The sequence below is a fragment of the Peribacillus sp. YIM B13482 genome (assembly GCF_042787975.1).
GTDB classification, from domain to species: Bacteria; Bacillota; Bacilli; order Bacillales; family DSM-1321; genus Peribacillus; species Peribacillus simplex_A.
On the sequence record NZ_JBHZPF010000002.1, the window covers coordinates 205,627 to 222,742 of the forward strand.

At 42.3% G+C, this 17,116-nt stretch carries 14 protein-coding genes and 1 pseudogene; 4 read left to right on the forward strand and 11 right to left on the reverse strand.

The window, feature by feature from the left end; translation table 11 throughout:
• Nucleotides 1–97: 97 nt before the first annotated feature.
• On the reverse strand, nucleotides 98–1,816 hold the full coding sequence (acsA, locus tag ACFX4L_RS02525) for an acetate--CoA ligase (protein WP_125160182.1): 1,719 nt from the start codon (nucleotides 1,814–1,816) through the stop codon (nucleotides 98–100).
• Between the two features lie 335 nt (nucleotides 1,817–2,151).
• On the opposite strand from acsA, the gene ACFX4L_RS02530 reads away from it, so the two are divergent.
• The 3 genes from ACFX4L_RS02530 to ACFX4L_RS02540 are packed head-to-tail and all read left to right on the forward strand — an operon-like array spanning nucleotide 2,152 to nucleotide 4,650.
• Nucleotides 2,152–2,784: a GNAT family N-acetyltransferase gene (locus tag ACFX4L_RS02530; RefSeq protein WP_061464406.1), complete on the forward strand. Its 633-nt coding sequence runs from the start codon at nucleotides 2,152–2,154 to the stop codon at nucleotides 2,782–2,784.
• A 26-nt stretch (nucleotides 2,785–2,810) separates the two neighbouring features.
• Nucleotides 2,811–3,461, forward strand: a complete 651-nt coding sequence (locus ACFX4L_RS02535; RefSeq protein ID WP_284470010.1) for an acetoin utilization AcuB family protein — start codon at nucleotides 2,811–2,813, stop codon at nucleotides 3,459–3,461.
• A complete protein-coding gene (locus ACFX4L_RS02540) occupies nucleotides 3,454–4,650 on the forward strand; it encodes an acetoin utilization protein AcuC (RefSeq protein WP_377403803.1) in 1,197 nt (398 codons plus the stop codon). The genes ACFX4L_RS02535 and ACFX4L_RS02540 overlap by 8 nt, the downstream gene beginning before the upstream one ends.
• 60 nt (nucleotides 4,651–4,710) lie before the next feature.
• On the opposite strand, the gene ccpA is transcribed toward ACFX4L_RS02540, so the two are convergent.
• The 5 genes from ccpA to ACFX4L_RS02565 all read right to left on the reverse strand — a co-directional run bounded on the left by ccpA (nucleotide 4,711) and on the right by ACFX4L_RS02565 (nucleotide 9,278).
• The gene (gene ccpA, locus ACFX4L_RS02545; RefSeq protein ID WP_061464409.1) at nucleotides 4,711–5,715 is read right to left on the reverse strand and encodes a catabolite control protein A; all 1,005 of its coding nucleotides are present in this window, start codon (nucleotides 5,713–5,715) and stop codon (nucleotides 4,711–4,713) included.
• Nucleotides 5,716–6,096: 381 nt separating this feature from the next.
• A complete protein-coding gene (locus tag ACFX4L_RS02550) occupies nucleotides 6,097–7,173 on the reverse strand; it encodes a bifunctional 3-deoxy-7-phosphoheptulonate synthase/chorismate mutase (RefSeq protein ID WP_061464410.1) in 1,077 nt (358 codons plus the stop codon).
• A 514-nt stretch (nucleotides 7,174–7,687) separates the two neighbouring features.
• Nucleotides 7,688–8,014 carry a bacillithiol system redox-active protein YtxJ gene (ytxJ, locus tag ACFX4L_RS02555; RefSeq protein ID WP_284470008.1) on the reverse strand — a complete coding sequence of 109 codons (327 nt, stop codon included), beginning with the start codon at nucleotides 8,012–8,014 and terminating at the stop codon, nucleotides 7,688–7,690.
• Nucleotides 8,015–8,147: 133 nt separating this feature from the next.
• Nucleotides 8,148–8,720 (reverse strand): YtxH domain-containing protein, encoded by a 573-nt coding sequence (locus ACFX4L_RS02560; protein WP_377381356.1) that lies wholly within the window; start codon nucleotides 8,718–8,720, stop codon nucleotides 8,148–8,150.
• A 48-nt stretch (nucleotides 8,721–8,768) separates the two neighbouring features.
• The gene (locus tag ACFX4L_RS02565) at nucleotides 8,769–9,278 is read right to left on the reverse strand and encodes a DUF948 domain-containing protein (RefSeq protein WP_061464413.1); all 510 of its coding nucleotides are present in this window, start codon (nucleotides 9,276–9,278) and stop codon (nucleotides 8,769–8,771) included.
• 227 nt (nucleotides 9,279–9,505) lie between these two features.
• Between ACFX4L_RS02565 and ACFX4L_RS02570 the strand changes: the two genes are divergently transcribed.
• The gene (locus ACFX4L_RS02570) at nucleotides 9,506–10,618 is read left to right on the forward strand and encodes an aminopeptidase (protein WP_377381359.1); all 1,113 of its coding nucleotides are present in this window, start codon (nucleotides 9,506–9,508) and stop codon (nucleotides 10,616–10,618) included.
• A gap of 53 nt (nucleotides 10,619–10,671) precedes the next feature.
• Here the strand turns inward: ACFX4L_RS02570 and murC are convergent, their stop codons facing one another.
• From murC to ACFX4L_RS02595, 5 genes and pseudogenes are all read right to left on the reverse strand, one after another.
• The gene (murC, locus tag ACFX4L_RS02575) at nucleotides 10,672–11,976 is read right to left on the reverse strand and encodes a UDP-N-acetylmuramate--L-alanine ligase (protein ID WP_061464415.1); all 1,305 of its coding nucleotides are present in this window, start codon (nucleotides 11,974–11,976) and stop codon (nucleotides 10,672–10,674) included.
• A gap of 285 nt (nucleotides 11,977–12,261) precedes the next feature.
• Entirely contained in the window at nucleotides 12,262–14,973 is a 2,712-nt protein-coding gene (locus tag ACFX4L_RS02580; RefSeq protein WP_377403861.1) for a DNA translocase FtsK, read from the reverse strand.
• A gap of 528 nt (nucleotides 14,974–15,501) precedes the next feature.
• A pseudogene (locus tag ACFX4L_RS02585) lies at nucleotides 15,502–15,707 on the reverse strand (amidohydrolase); the annotation flags it as partial.
• 201 nt (nucleotides 15,708–15,908) lie between these two features.
• Nucleotides 15,909–16,715: a DUF1444 domain-containing protein gene (locus ACFX4L_RS02590; RefSeq protein WP_377403806.1), complete on the reverse strand. Its 807-nt coding sequence runs from the start codon at nucleotides 16,713–16,715 to the stop codon at nucleotides 15,909–15,911.
• A gap of 50 nt (nucleotides 16,716–16,765) precedes the next feature.
• Complete coding sequence (locus ACFX4L_RS02595) at nucleotides 16,766–17,077, reverse strand: thioredoxin family protein (protein WP_377381367.1); 312 nt, start codon at nucleotides 17,075–17,077, stop codon at nucleotides 16,766–16,768.
• Nucleotides 17,078–17,116 lie beyond the last annotated feature (39 nt).

A 17,116-nucleotide genomic window follows, 5' to 3' on the forward strand; every position in this document is an offset into this window, starting at 1 on the left:
TGATTCGACTAATGTTCCCGAACTCAAAAAAAAGGCATCCATGCAATTGACCATGGATGCCTTTTAATTTTCATCTAAAATCAGAATGCCCAGCGTTTCAATCCTCCATCGATGATAAATCACCAGTTGGGAGATCCAGTTCCCAAGCTTTCAAGACACGGCGCATGATTTTCCCGCTTCTTGTTTTAGGAAGTTTATCCCTGAATTCAATTTCACGCGGCGCCGCATGTGCTGCGAGACCATTCTTTACGAATTGGCGAATTTCTTCAATCAGCTCATCGTTTGCATCGTATCCGTCACGGAGGGCTATAAATGCTTTGATAATTTCCCCCCGAACTGGATCGGGCTTACCGATGACCCCCGCTTCAGCTACGGCTGGGTGCTCGACCAACTTGCTTTCCACTTCGAAAGGTCCGACTCTTTCCCCTGCCGTCATGATGACATCATCAACCCGGCCTTGGAACCAGAAATAACCATCTTCATCCATATAAGCGGAATCACCGGAAACATACCAATCACCTGGCATAAAGTAAGATTCATATTTTGATTCATTATTCCAGACAGTCTTCATCATCGAAGGCCATCCTTTCTTGATGGCCAGGTTCCCCATTCTGTGCGGTGGAAGCTCGATGCCTTGATCATCCACTATTGCCGCTTTCACACCAGGAATCGGTTTACCCATCGAACCCGGTTTGATTTCCAGGCAAGGATAATTGCATATGACCTGAGCCCCGGTCTCCGTCATCCACCATGTATCATGGATACGGTGATTGAATACCTTCATTCCCCAGCGCACCACTTCCGGATTCAACGGTTCACCGACACTTAAAACATGGCGGAGAGAACCCAAATCGAACCGTTTAACGATTTCATCACCTGCACCCATCAGCATCCTAAAGGCTGTCGGAGCACTATACCAAACCGTGACACCAAAGTCTTCCAAGGTTTTATACCAGGATTCAGGCTTGAATCGCCCACCTACAATGACATTGGAGGTTCCTGTCAGCCAAGGTCCAAAGATACCGTAAGACGTCCCTGTCACCCATCCAGGATCCGCTGTGCACCAATACACGTCCTCTTCCTGCAAATCAAGGACCCACCTTGCCGTTTGATAATGCTGGATCATCGCATTATGAACGTGAAGCACCCCTTTTGGCTTCCCTGTGGAACCTGAGGTATAGTGAAGAATCAGGCCGTCATTCCGATCTACCCATTCGATTTCAAATTTTTTGTCCGCTTCTTTTAATTTTTTATTGAAGTGATGATACTTTCCTTCTTCTTTTATATTTTCCCCCACTAGGAAAATATGTTTTAAATGGGGTAATTCATCTACTGGGACGCGCGGCAAAAGCTCAGGGGTCGTCACTATCACACTTGCCTCACTATCTTCAAGGCGATCCCTTACCGCGCCTTCCATGAAGGCTTCGAACAACGGCCCTACGACCGCCCCCGTTTTAATCGCACCCAACAATGCAAAATAAAGCTCCGGGGAGCGTGGCATGAAGATGAAAACGCGATCGCCTTTTTCCACATTGGCAATGTTCTTGAACACATTGGCAGCTTGGTTCGTATAATCTTTCATTTCCTTGAAAGTATACTTTTCATTTCTTTTATCGTCTTTGTAATAAAGGGCTACTTTGTTCTTTTTATATGTTTCAACATGGCGGTCAATGGCTTCATATGCAAGATTCACTTTACCTGTTTCAGACCAGGAAAATTCCTTTTCCGTCTCGGACCAGTCAAATTTCTTGTATTTTTCATCGTAATTCTTTAAATTAAAATTACCTTCCACTACTGGCAACGCTTTCACATTCATATGGCAAACTCCCCCTCTATTCGGCTCTATATTTTCATTATAGTATAAAAACACAATTATCTCAATTTTTAAAATATTCAACACTTCCATATTAGGGAAAATCTTTCTTGATGAATTTTGAAAATCACTTATAGTTATTATGAGTTCATATCGATAGCGGATATATGGGAAGCACTGTAACAAAAGATTCATATAAGCCTTGAACTTTCTGCATTATGCCACTTTTTTTATGTATAATTTATGTAAGCTTTCCATTCGGCCAGTTTTAAAAGCAATGCTCCTTATGCTTGAATGCGAGAGTTATAAGATTACTATTTTACAAGGGTGGTGAAAGAATGGAATATAATAAGACCTTTTATACTAAGGAACTGCAGACATTAAGCGGGACGCTCATCATCGAGGGGCCGTTAAACGGGGAAAAAATGTCCGCTTATGAGTTTCACGAAGACTTGGTCGCCTTCCGCCCGCCTGCTTTGCAGCATAAAGCTTTAATAGAGATTGCTGACTTGCCTGAAGGCAGGATCTTTATCGCCCGTGAAAAGGAAACCATCGTTGGTTATGTAACTTATTTATATCCCGATCCCTTGGAACGCTGGTCGGAAATCAAGATGGAGGACCTGATAGAGCTTGGTGCAATCGAGGTCATCCCTAAATACCGGGGTGCCTCCGTCGGGAAGAACTTAATCAGCCTTTCCATGGAAGACGATTCGGTCGAAGACTTCATCATCATCACCACTGAATACTATTGGCATTGGGACTTGAAAGGGACAGGGCTGAATATTTGGGACTATCGCAAGGTCATGGAAAAAATGATGAGTGCCGGTGACTTGGTCTACTTTGCAACGGATGATCCTGAAATCAGTTCCCACCCGGCCAACTGCCTGATGGCCCGGATTGGCAAAAGAGTGCCGCCGGAATCCATCCAAAAATTCGACCAATTGCGTTTTATGAATCGGTTCATGTATTAAAGAGGCGTATAAGAGGAGGAAGGAATATGATTGTTGAAAAAATAATGAATGAGGATATTATCACTCTTACTCCAACGGATACAATCCATAGCGCTGTCTTAATCATTAAGGAGAAACGAATTCGCCATATACCCATTGTCGATGACAGCTTTCAACTTGTCGGATTAGTCAGCGACCGTGATATACGGGATGCTGCCCCTTCTATATTCCGCACCGCAGAAAACGAAAATGATTTACAAAAAGCATTATCAACCATCATGAGAACGGATATAATCACAGGGCACCCGCTAGATTTCGTCGAAGAAATCGGGGCTATTTTTTGCGATAACAATATCAGCTGCCTTCCAATCGTAAAAGAAAGGAAATTAGTAGGCATCATAACCGGTTCTGATTTGCTTCATTCATACGTTGAGTTGACCGGAGTCAACCAGCCCGGTTCCCAAATCGAAATCAAAATCCCTGATAAGGCAGGTACCCTTCATGATATTGCCCGCATTTTCAAAAGGCGCAATTCCAATATCCTGAGCACTCTTGTTTATCCTGAAAAAGATGGGACCGATTATAAGATTCTTGTAATTCGAGTGCAGACGATGAATCCATTTATGGTGGTGGAGGATTTGAAGAAAGAAGGCTATACCGTTTTATGGCCTAGTCTACCGGGGATTTCCCATGAATGATACATCCCTTTTTGTCTATTCGGATGAACTCCTTACCTATAAATTCAACGATGAACATCCGTTCAATCAAAAACGGCTTAAACTCACGTTGGATTTGTTAAAAAAACACCATGCCATCAGTGATGATCAAATTATCAAGCCAAGAATGGCTACAGATGAAGAATTGGAATTGATCCATGATCCGCATTATGTAAACGCTGTCAGATTAGCAGGGCAGGGTAAGCTCCCCCCTGAAAAGGCCATGAATTACGGGCTTGGAACAGAAGATACCCCAATCTTCCCCAGGATGCATGAAGCAAGCGCCTTGCTTGTAGGCGGTACATTAACTGCGGTTGATGCCGTCATGACCGGTCAGTCCCTGCATGCACTTAATCTTGGAGGGGGCCTGCATCACGGTTTCCGAGGGAAAGCCTCGGGCTTCTGCATTTATAACGATAGTTCGGTCGCGATTAAATACCTGCAAAAAAAATATGGGGCACGTGTCTTATATGTCGATACTGATGCACATCATGGCGACGGAGTCCAATGGTCATTTTATGATGATCCGGATGTATGCACCCTATCCATTCATGAAACGGGACGCTACTTATTTCCCGGCACAGGCAATATTAACGAACGGGGTCAAGGAACAGGATACGGCTATTCATTCAACATCCCGGTTGATGCATTCACGGAAGATGGCTCCTGGCTCGAATGCTATACAGTTTCCTTTAAAGAGGTCATTGAATTCTTCAAACCGGATGTCATTTTAACGCAAAACGGAGCGGATTCCCATTATTACGATCCGCTCACCCATTTATCGGCCACCATGAAGATTTATAGAGAAATACCAAAGTTAGCCCACGAAATGGCTCATAAGTATTGCGAAGGACGGTGGATTGCAGTAGGGGGCGGGGGATATGATATATGGCGCGTCGTCCCGAGGGCTTGGTCGAGGGTCTGGCTTGAAATGACGGATAATGATATATCAGGTCCCTTATCAAAAGAATGGCTTGATTGCTGGCAGCCTGAGTCCCCAGTTTCGCTACCGAAAGAATGGGATGATAAGGAGGATATATACGAACCCATTCCGAGGAAGCCTGAAATTACCGAGAAAAATGCCCTGACACTTGAAAAGGTTCTATATCCCATTCGGTCTTCCAAGCAAACATCAGCAGGCAAGGACCACAGTCAACCAAAAGATCGTTGAAAAACGATCTTTTTTTTAAGAAACAAAAGAGAGTGCCCCCAGGACACTCTCCAAACCAGCTTATTTCGTTGATTGACGATTTTCAATCCGATGTGGCAGGATCACTTTTTCATGACCTTCCTCCACTTCTTCTTTATTCATCAACTTTGTCAGAAGCCTCATCGCAACGGCACCAATATCATATAAAGGTTGAACGATCGTCGTGATTTGCGGTCGCACCATCAATGTCAATCTCGTGTTGTCGAAGCTGATCACTTCAAAGTCTTCCGGTACATTATACCCTTTGTCCTGTGCCGCATGGACAATTCCAAGCGCCATTTCATCAGCACTGGCGATGAATGCCGTCGGTTTCTCTTCAGCTTCCAGTGACTTTTCAAAAGATTCGATTCCTGAATCATATGTATAATCGCCTTCAACAATATAGCTTTCATCGAAAGTAAGCCCAGCTTCTTTCAACCCTCGTTTATAACCAGTCAATTTCTTTTCATCAATCAGCGCGGAAGGATTTCCGCTTACAAAAGCGATATGCTTGTGGCCTTTTTTAGCAAAGAAGGTCACTGCGTCGAATGCCGCCGCCTCATAATCAATATTAACCGATGGAACTTGTCCGCTTTCATCCACCGAACCTGCCAGAACGATTGGAACGGGTGAATTCTTAAACTCTTTGACATGCTCATCAGAAATGTTACCGCCCATGAATACAATACCATCCACTTGTTTTCCAAGCATCGTATTCAACAAATGGAATTCCTTATCTATATTCTCATCGGAACTGCTTAGAATGATATTGTATTTATACATGGTGGCTATATCTTCTATGCCTCGTGCCAATTCGGCAAAAAAGATGCTCGAGATATCCGGAATTATGACCCCGACTGTTGTCGTTTTCTTGCTGGCAAGACCCCTTGCCACTGCATTGGGACGGTACCCTAACTTCTCAATCACATCCGAAACTTTCTTCCTTGTTGCAGGCTTTACATTCGGATTCCCGTTAACTACACGGGAAACGGTGGCCATGGAAACATTCGCCTCACGCGCCACATCATAAATGGTTATATTATTCATTCATCCATTCCTCCATTTCTTTCATTTTCCCCATAAAAGACCCGAATTATTTCGGGAAAAATTCTTTTATGCGTTTTCCTCTATAAGGAAGATTATTTTAGGAACGATCTGCCTAACAAAAAATGCAGTCCTACTCTCTTCTCAGTCAAAGATTCAATACCCTTTTCAAGTATAAAATTCACATAGATATCACTTTATGTATGACTCAATCTTCCGAACAGTTCTTATTCTTGTTATTTATCATACGATAGTCGAATCTTTCCTGCAATCCAATAGTGCCTATTTCGATGCTTTTTCTGTAAAAACAAGTATTTTACCATTAAAAATAGCCCTTGCCAAGGAGGTAAGGGCCGTAAGTAGATATTTTAAAGACTTTCCAGCTTATACAGTTACCCAATTCAAACGTTTAATTTCATCGTAGAATTCATCAAATTGTTTGAAGTCCATTTGCTGTGCAGAATCCGATAAAGCAACAGATGGGTCTGGATGCACTTCTGCCATTACACCGTCAGCACCGATTGCAAGCGCCGCTTTAGCCGTCGGAAGCAAGAGGTCGCGACGTCCAGTGGAATGCGTCACATCAACCATGACCGGTAAATGGGTTTCTTGTTTTAAAATCGGTACGGCAGAGATATCAAGTGTGTTTCTTGTTGCTTTTTCGTAAGTACGGATACCGCGTTCACAAAGGATTATGTTGCCATTGCCCTGCGACATGATATATTCCGCTGCATGAATGAACTCTTCAATCGTTGCAGCCAGTCCGCGTTTTAATAGAACTGGTTTATTCACGGCACCAGCCGCTTTTAGCAAGTCGAAGTTTTGCATGTTGCGTGCACCGATTTGGATGACATCAATATGATCGATCGCCGCTTCGATATCGTTAGCGCTCACGATTTCACTGATGACGGCCAAGCCGTATTCGTCAGCAACACGTTTAAGTATTTGTAAGCCCTCCAAACCAAGTCCTTGGAAGTCGTATGGGGATGTACGTGGCTTAAATGCACCTCCGCGCATCAATTTCAAACCTTTAGCTTTAATGACTTCCGCCACCGCAGCAGTTTGTTCATAAGATTCAACGGCACATGGTCCGAAAACGAAGCTCGGGATTCCATTACCGACCAATTCACCCTTAATGTCGATGATAGTGTCTTCAGCCTTTTGTTTTCTAGATACAAGAAGCGTTTTCTTCTGATCGTCTTTTTGAAGCTCCAAGCCCAATTTGAAGATTTCTTTGAAAATATGTTTAATCGAACCAAGATCAAGCGGTCCTTGATGATTAGCTTCGATAAGATCCAGCATTGTTCTTTCACGGACCGGATCGTAACGGTTTACACCTTGTTTTTCTTTAACGCGACCAATTTCCTGTACAAGTTCAGCACGTTGATTAATAAGATGTAATAACTGAAGGTTCACATCATCCAGTTGATTACGAAGTCCATCAAGCTCTTTGTTGCTCATTACAAATCCATCCCTTCGTTTTTTAAAATAGAAATCGGTTCAGCGGATTCAAACTAAAAAATCCCATCCGGACCCTCGAACATCCACCCCGATTGTTTTATCAATGAAAAATTTAGAATATTTCATGTATGATTAAATCAATTATAAATGAAGTGTCCATAAATGTCACTATATTTTTCTTTAATAATTAAACGCTTTTAAGCATTAAAGTTATAAATACTTAAAACTAGGTGCCGCTCATGCCAGAAAAACGATTACACAGAATATTGAAACACGATCCGTTGTAGGAATTATATTGGAAATAGAACAGGAAAGCTATCATTTAATTGATCATTTTTCACAAGAACATAGAAAAGTTTAAATCTTCTGCCACTTGTCCGAAGGAGAAATATTTAAAGAGTCTTTACGAAAGGGCCTTCCCTAGAATAGGTTTCCCCAGGATTAACATCCTTAGGCCCGCCAATCAATGGAATAATAAAAGGCCGGATCCCCTATCTGGGATCCGGCCTTCCATTCATTCTGTAATGGCTTTGCTCAATGAATCATATGTAATCCGCCAATGAGATTCATTCCAGGCCGGTTTTCCACTTTTAAAAAGGATGGCCTGAGGTGATTGATGTTTGATATCAAATGTTTCTGCCACATAATTGGATAGTGGACGAGCTTCCTGAACGGCTAAATAGGCCGTTTTAAGTTGTTCGTTCTCTGAGATGTACTTTTCATATTGTTCATATGCTTCAGCACTGACCGGGCATGTTACGCTATGCTTGAAAAGTAGGAAAGTATCCTCTTTTAAAAGCTGATTGAATTGTTCTTCTGTTTCAATTTTGGTAATCTTCATAATGCATCTCCTTTCCTTGTACATATAAATTTTACCATCAAAAAGGCGGTGAAGCCATCGAAGCGCTTCACCGCCTTATTCTACGTAACTTTATGTCACTTCATCCCTTTTAAAAGAATGGAGGGTCAAGAATTTATTTCGTTAGTTTATTCTCTGTTTCATCAAATGCCTTTTTCGCTTCATCAAGTTTTAATTTTGCCGTATTCTTGTTTCCGCTTGTAGGATCGGCAGGATCAGTTTCCGAGTTGCTGCCGTTAGCAAAATTCGTTTCTACAGATACGATAGGAGAATCGGAAGTTCCCGTCACATCTATATCCTTATTGCTCGAATTTGTCGTATCATCAGCAGAGTCGCCGTTTTCTTTTCCCGTTTTTAGGCTTTTCACTTTATTAACGATATTTGAAGATTTATTTGAAACGATTTCCGTTACGGAGCTTGTTTTTTCTTTTGCAGTATCAGCAAGAACCGTACCTTTTTCCATCGCCGTTTGTCTTAATCTTTCCGTTTTCTCTGAAATGTTTTTAGCTTGTTCATTGAAATCGTTCCTTAGTTCCTTGCCTGTTTTGGGAGCCATGAACAAAGCAGTGGCCGCTCCGATCATCCCGCCGATCAAGGCGCCAATCATAAAGTCCTTAGAATTGATCGAGTCGCGTTCGTCCTCATATGATTTCTGATAGTCCTTTGTCTGAAATTCTTTTTGAGTCATAATACATTCCCCTTTCAATTTTCAGTTCATTTTTTATATAACTAGATTTTATGATCTAGAACGTAAAAACCTTTTTTTAGGCAGGTTATCGGTTTCCAGTGCTTCCCTTTCTAATTCCGCACTTTCAGTTGGGGTTGGGGCAGCCTGTTTGCTTCTAGTCTTCCATTTATCCCTAATCTCTAAAGCTACATTACTCCATTGTACAATCTGTGAGATTCGTTCTTGATTATTATCAATCTCAGCCTGCACTTTATGGGAAACCTTTTGGATGGAAGAATTAAAGCTTGAGATGGATGTACCTACATCCTTCACAGCATCCACCACCGTGTTCAGGTTTTCTGACTTTTGCTGCAAATCTTCAGCCAACGTATTCGTTTTATGTAATAACTGGGTAGTTTCGAGCGTTATGCCCTGCATTTGGCTCTCTAGTCCTGTCAGCGTCCGGGCCACACTGTCCAGGGTTGTTTGAAGCGATGTCAGTACCTTTGTCAGGAAAATAACAAGGACCAAAAAGGCTATCGCTGCAACAGCAGCACTTACGTATAAAATAATCTCCATTGGAACACCTCCGAAAAAATCGACTTATTTAGTAGCTGTTAGATATTAATTACCCCTTCCCTATTATTATAAACGTATTTATTTTTTCAATATACCCCATCAAACCCTAATCTGGAAATATTGTTGCCTGCATCCAGTTCCTCCATGAAATTCATGGGGTGACACTTATGGCTGGAAATCGGGTATGATAGAAAGATAAGTCGAATTTAAACAATGGAGGTATTTTTATGAAAGATCCCAGAATTGAAACATTGGCTAAAAATTTAATCAATTATTCCGTGAAGCTTCAAAAAGGTGAAAGAATCTTGATCGAAAACTTTGGATTGCAGCGTGAGCTTGTTAACGCCCTTGTGAATGAAGCCTATGCAGCTGGTGGTTACCCATTCGTCCTTTTAAAGGATCACCAAGTCGATCGTGCCTTGTTGATGGGTGCCAAAGAAGAACAGTACAAGATGATGGGTGAGTTTGAAGCAAACGTAATGAAACAGATGGATGCCTATATCGGGCTTCGTGCCGGGGATAATATCAATGAACAATCCGATGTCCCTCCAGAGAAGATGGCGATTCATGGACAGACAGTCGGTAAAGTACATAGAAATATCCGCGTGCCAAAAACAAAATGGGTCGTACTTCGCTACCCGACAAATTCCATGGCCCAATTAGCCAAAATGAGCACTGAAGCATTTGAAGACTTTTATTTCGAAGTCTGCAACCTCGACTATGGCAAAATGAGCGCAGCAATGGACAGTCTTGTCGAATTGATGGATAAAACGGATAAGGTCCGCTTAACCGGGCCCGGAACGGATCTAACCTTTTCCATCAAAGACATTAAAGCCATCAAATGTGCGGGTGAGCTAAACATTCCTGACGGTGAAGTATATACGGCTCCTGTTAAAGATTCCATCAATGGAGTGATTTCGTATAATACTCCGTCCCCTTATCAGGGCTTTACTTTTGAAAACGTGAAGTTAACATTCAAGGATGGAAAAATCGTTGAAGCGGCTGCGAATGATACGGATCGCATCAACAAAATTTTTGATACTGATGAAGGCGCACGATATGTCGGTGAATTTGCAATTGGTGTAAATCCTTATATTCTACACCCGATGCAAGATATCCTCTTTGATGAAAAAATTGGTGGAAGTTTTCATTTCACTCCCGGACAATGCTATGATGATGCCTTTAACGGAAACCATTCAGACATTCACTGGGACCTGGTCAATATCCAGCGGCCTGAATATGGCGGCGGGGAAATACATTTTGATGACGTCTTGATACGTAAGGACGGGCGCTTCGTTTTACCCGAACTGGAAAATTTAAATCCAGAAAATTTAAAATAACAAAAATTCCAATAAAAAAACGACCGACCCGTGCTAACGGATCGGTCGTTTTTTTATTTTACCTGCAGTGAATGCTCGTAGGCTGCTTGGAACTTCTGAATGTCCCCCGCACCCATGAATAACACGACACTGTTTTCATGATTTTGCAATATTGCAGTTGTGTTCTCCGTTATCAGCTCGGCACCTGGAATTTTATCTTGAAGGTCCTCAATCGACAACTTCCCTTGATGTTCACGGGCAGATCCAAAAATTTCACATAAGTATACTTTGTCGGCCAAATTCAAACTGTCGGCAAATTCATCCAGGAATGCCTGCGTTCTCGAGAAAGTATGCGGTTGGAATACCGCAACAACCTCACGCTCTGGATATTTTTGACGAGCAGAGTCAACAGTTGCCGAAATTTCAGTCGGATGATGCGCATAATCATCAATGATGATCTGGCTTCCGATTTCCTTTTCGGAGAACCTGCGTTTAACTCCGCCAAAAGTCCGCAATTGGGCTTTCACAGCTTCTTTATCCAAGTTTTCATATTTACAAAGTGCAATGACACCAAGTGCGTTCAACACATTATGCTTTCCAAATGTAGGAATAGTGAATGTATCATAGTAATTGTTCCTTACGTGCACATCAAAAGTGGTGCCATCCGGAGTGACGGAAACATTTTTCGCTTGGAAATCATTTCCTTCTGCAAATCCGTAAAAAATAACTGGTACTTTAGCCTGAATATGTGGTAAATGCTCATCATCCCCGCACGCAAAAATGCCTTTGTTGACTTGAAGGGCCATCGTTTGGAAAGCCTCGAACACGTCTTCGACATTGGCGTAATAATCAGGATGGTCAAAATCGATATTCGTCATGATTGCATAATCCGGATAATATGAAAGGAAATGACGGCGATATTCACATGCTTCGAACACGAAGTAATCAGAATTCACGATTCCTTTACCCGTTCCATCCCCAATCAAAAAGGATGTCGGTTTAGGCCCGCCCATTACATGGGCCAGTAAGCCGGTCGTCGATGTTTTACCATGCGCTCCCGTAACCGCCACGCTGATAAAGTTTTTCATGAAATCACCTAGGAAACGGTGATAACGGATGATCGGCAAACCAAGTTCCTTTGCCTTCATGATTTCCGGATGACTATCCGGAAACGCATTTCCTGCAATGATGGTCATTCCAGGTTGAATATTTTCCTCGTTAAAAGGAAGGATTTTAATCCCGGCTTTTTCTAATGCCAATTGTGTAAAAAATTCTTTTTCGTAGTCGGAACCCTGCACTTCAATATTCATATCATGCAGTATTTGTGCAAGAGCACTCATACCCGACCCTTTAATTCCCACAAAATGGTAAGCAGTCATAAAGCGAACCTCCACCAATCGTCTACCTGTATGACAGTATATGACGTCATCTTTTATTTGTTTTTTCATTACGAGACTTGTTAGAAACGCAATTTCTTCATAGTTTTTCATGCTTATATTTTCAATCACTCATCAACAAAAAACTATTATATCACTTTTTTATTCATTCATCCATGTCAGGGAGGTTCCAATTTATAAAATCATTGGCTTTTGCCTCAATTAACGTGATAATAACAAGGTTTTCACCCTTTTACATTATATACAATTTCCTTTTAATAGGTTCTCTTAATTAACATGTAAAAATTCCAGTTCTTCTTCCGTAATCAAAACATCCCTGGGCCTTGAGCCCCTGGATTCAGAAACGACTCCTTGCTGCTCCATCATTTCTATTAAACGCGCTGCACGGTTGTAACCGACACGGAAGCGCCTTTGGACACTCGATGCAGATGCAGCCTGTTGGCTCACGACAAATTCACATGCCTCGAAAAATAGTTCATCCGCTTCTTCCGTGACCTGGGCCCTGTTCAACAAGTCTTCCTGTTCAAACAGATATTTAGGCTGCTGCTCCAGTTTGACATGGTTGACAACTTGATCGATTTCTTCATCACTTACAAAAGTCCCTTGCAGGCGAACCGTTTTTGAAGAGCCGTTTTCAGCAAATAACATATCGCCTCTTCCCAACAGTTTTTCCGCACCTCCGCTATCGATGATCGTACGGGAGTCGACTTGTGAAGAAACCGAAAAAGCGATCCTTGTCGGGATATTTGCCTTGATCAATCCAGTTATGACATCGACAGACGGTCTCTGAGTGGCTACAATCAAATGAATGCCACAGGCCCGGGCCTTTTGAGCAATCCGGCAAATCGCTTCCTCTACATCAGCCGGGGACATCATCATTAGATCCGCAAGCTCATCGATGATCACTAGGATATAAGGCAGCTTGCTTGAAAATTGACCGGCTTTTTCCGCTTGGTCATTAAAGCGGGTGATATCACGTACACCGGCATGTACAAACAATTCATAACGCCGTTCCATTTCCTCTACCGCCCATTTAAGCGCGGCCGTAGCCGCTTTTACATCGGTTATGACTGGACTGACCAAATGCGGGATTCGATTATATGGGGCAAGTTCGACCATTTTGGGATCGATCAACAGCAATTTCAACTCCTGCGGCGTCGCTTTATACAGCAAGCTTACCAGCATGGTGTTGATACAGACACTTTTCCCCGATCCCGTTTGCCCGGCTATCAATCCATGCGGCATCTTCCTCAAATCCGTGATTATCGGCTGACCGGATATATCTAGACCCAAAGCCACAGCAAGCGGTGATTCATGCTCTTGAAACTCATTACTTTCCAAAACCTCCCGCAAAAATACCGGCTTGCTTTTCCTGTTCGGAATCTCGATCCCAATTGTATGTTTACCCGGTATAGGCGCTTCCATCCGCATATCCTGAGCGGCAAGGCTTAATTTGATGTCATCCATCAGGTTCGTCACTTTATTCACCTTCACACCGGGTTCCGGATGCACCTCGAATCGGGTTACTGCCGGTCCTTGAGTGACATTGACGACCTTAGCACGGACATTGAAGTTTTTCAAGGTCTCATCAAGTAATAAAGTCTGTTCTTCGAGCCACTCATCATCATGCACAGCATAAGTGGGAGGTGTCAGCAACTCGATATTCGGAAACACATAGTATGGATTATCATCGGCTTCAACGGAACCAAACACTTCTGGGGTATCGCTCTGCCAACCTTCTGCTGAAGCCTCTATATTATCAGCTTCTTGATTCCCATTATCAGAAATGTGATGTCCCTGTTCAAATGTAGGCTTAAAGACAGGAGTCGAACCGATATAGGATTCAGCTGTTTTGTCAGGTACTGCGACCGTTACGTTGCCATATTCAGTATCCACTAAGGTTGAGGGTTCTTGAATGACCGGAGTCTCCTCCTTCGACATAACTTTGCCATCCTCCGGTCTCCGTTCAGGCATGGAGGATGGTTTCGCTTGTCCTGCCTCCGTTTCATCAGCATTGATCAGAGATCGCTTATCAGGTGAAACGATTACCCTTTCGGCATTAGGGCTTTTTTTTTCCGGCAGCATTTTATTCATGAACTCATTTTTTTCCCGGTCTTGCTTAAGCATCATCACATTAAATGGGATATGTTTTTTCGGACGATTAGGCTGTTTTTCCGGTTTTGCCTCTGATGGATCACTTTCTGGATGGATCCCGTGACTTACAGGTGGTTGAGTCGATTGTACCGGGACCGATATAGCTTCAGCCGGCTTGTCCATGATGGATACAGCGACTTCGCGTCCAAAATCAATTGGGTCCTGTTCATAAGACTCTTTTTCTTCCGCATGCGCATCTATAACAGGCTCGCTTACTGCTTCTTCAGGTCGTGCCTCAATGGACTTCTTACGAAAGAAAGCGGGTATCTCCGCCCCTTCCCTTTTTTTTTCCGCTTGCTCTTGTACAAGAACAGATGGTTTTATCGTCAATTCCGCAAAGGCTTTTGGGGTTTCAGGGATGGATCCTGGAATCTCAATATCGTGTTCTTCTTTATTAAGGACGGGCAATTTGCTTTCTAATTCATATTCGACAATTCCTTCAGAAGGGACTATCTTTTTTTCCGGACGACGGAACCCATAAATGGGTGAAGGGATTTCCGTTGGGCGGAATGGAGTATTTGAAGGGACTATTTTCGAGTTTTGCTCCCGATCTAAGCTTCTCCGTTTTGTTTCGGGATCCCTAACAGGCCTTCTCGTTTCTTTGGTCACATTCCCCTGCTCTGGTTCGTGATTTTCCCTGTTTCTTTCCCTAGGCTTTCTTTTTTTCTGTTCCCGGTCAGGAATGAGCGGAAACTTGAACTGTCCTTTGGGATATTGAAACAGGATTTTCGTATCCGGATCTGGAGTCTGTGACATTTTTTCCACTGTTTGATTGTAAACTTTTATTTCTTCTTTCTTTGACTTCGGTAGCTTCGAAAAATCCATATTTCTTAATGTCTCTTCATCAAGCGGTTCATCTATAATAATTTCTTCGATTTCAATAATTTCCTCTGCTTGGAACCATTTTTTCATCTTATTTAGCCATTTCAAACGTATCACTCTTTCTACATCTGTAGTTATGTAACTAATTCTACCAGTTTTTTTTAAAATATCGAGAAAATTTAAGCTAAATTGGGATTTGTATCTGCTTTTTTATCGTATTCTTTACTAACTCTACCTATTCCGCAGAACTCCTATCCTATTAAACCCCTTGTGGAATGAGTTTAAACCTATCCATTGTGAAATACCCTCAGCCTCTAGTCTACTATTAAAATAAAACACCGCTGTTAAATCACGTTTACAATGAGATTAAGTTTACATGCAAACCGGGTGGAGACTGGTCAAATCATTGCATTATCCTTCATGGAACCTCCGGTGGCATCCAAACTGCCGAAGCCTATAAAACACCGTTCGTTAATACTGAACGGTGTTTTGTGGGTTCCAACGTTTTTTTGCAAAAAAAGACCAATGGTACTATTCCCATTCATAAAAGCTGCTTACAACCTGCGCCACTGATTTGGAAGCGATCAAAGGGCATCATCATCAATATCGAATTTAGGATGGTGATTGAATTATGCCTTCTCCATCCCTTTCGGTTTACAGCCGATGTAAAAGAAGCAGCCTGGAATCTTTTCTGCATAATACGAAAAATCTTCTGAACCTGAGAAAATCGGAAATTCCTAACCTTCTTAAGATCTTTGTCATTCATGCTTTCCAGGCTATTTTTCACGAAACCAGTCAGTTCAGGGTCCTTGTTGGAAAATGCTTCACTTTCTTTTAGTTCAACTCTATTAAACTTGTATATACTTCTCCATAAAAAACAGGACCGCTGCCAAGCTGGAGTTCTCCATGCTGACACGGTCCTTATGTTTTGCAAGATATTATAGTTCACGCTTTTTGTTTTTACCCAAAATGAAGATGGACTCCAGCTCATTTTCTTCATAAAGGAAAGATAGAGCCGTTATCGGTACATGACCGCTGGCAAAGAAGCTCATGGCCATTTGCGCAAGAATATCATAACCCGTATCATTCTTCACATCGGCAATGATGATGACATCCTGATGCGGAATGGCCACCGCCATGGTTCCCTCGACCTTATCCTTCATTTCCCGGAGCCAGGATTCATTTAGGATTCTACTGGCATCATATCCGTCATTCGTGTTCAAAAAATAAAATGCATTACCTGCAACGATATCCGACTTCATTTCAGTTGAGAGGGAACGGGCATTGAAAAGGGCAATTTCACGGATCCTGTCACCCTGCCAATTTTCCCGTTGAAGCATCTTTTCATCTATAAGGCGGTAGGTCTTCCCTAAATCAAGGGCATAGAAAATCCGGGTTTCAGCCGTATGATCATCGAATAAAAATGGATTTCCGTCTTCCGATTCCATAGGAAAGGAGGTTGAGCGGATGACTGGGAAAATGGATTTCTCCTTGCCTTCCATGCTGTGATCTTCCCCCATTACATTCAGGGCCTCTTCCACATAATAGGCAATTTCATCGATGGCTTTTTCCTGTACGTTTTCATAGTTAGCAAGCACAGGAGGCAACTCGATGGTGATCCCCTTCCCGGTCTTCACATTTTCCACACGTAACGTATCTTGCTTGCTATCGAATTTGAAAGTGCGATTAACATCTTTTAAACGTTCCTTCAAGATATTTTTCAGCTTCGTGCTGTCCATTTTCATGATTGACCCTCCTCTTCATTGAAAAATCCCCTGCGAGAAGGGGAAATTGATTATAGTGATTGAATGAATTCCTCAATTTGTTCTTTTGTTTTTCGGTCCCTGCTCACGAATCTACCTAGCTCTTTGCCATTATCATAAGCGATGAAACTTGGTATACCGAATACATCATTAGCTGCACACACATCGATGAATTCATCACGGTCCACATGAATGAACGTAAAATCAGGAAATTTCGTTTCAATCTCCGGGATTATCGGTTCGATTACACGACAATCTCCACACCATGCTGCTGAAAAAAGAAAAATATGTTTGCCTTCATTTTTTAATGCATCAAATTGCTCAATAGTTTGTAAATTTTCCATTTGAATATTCCTCCTGCTCTAAATGACAGTTTATATAAT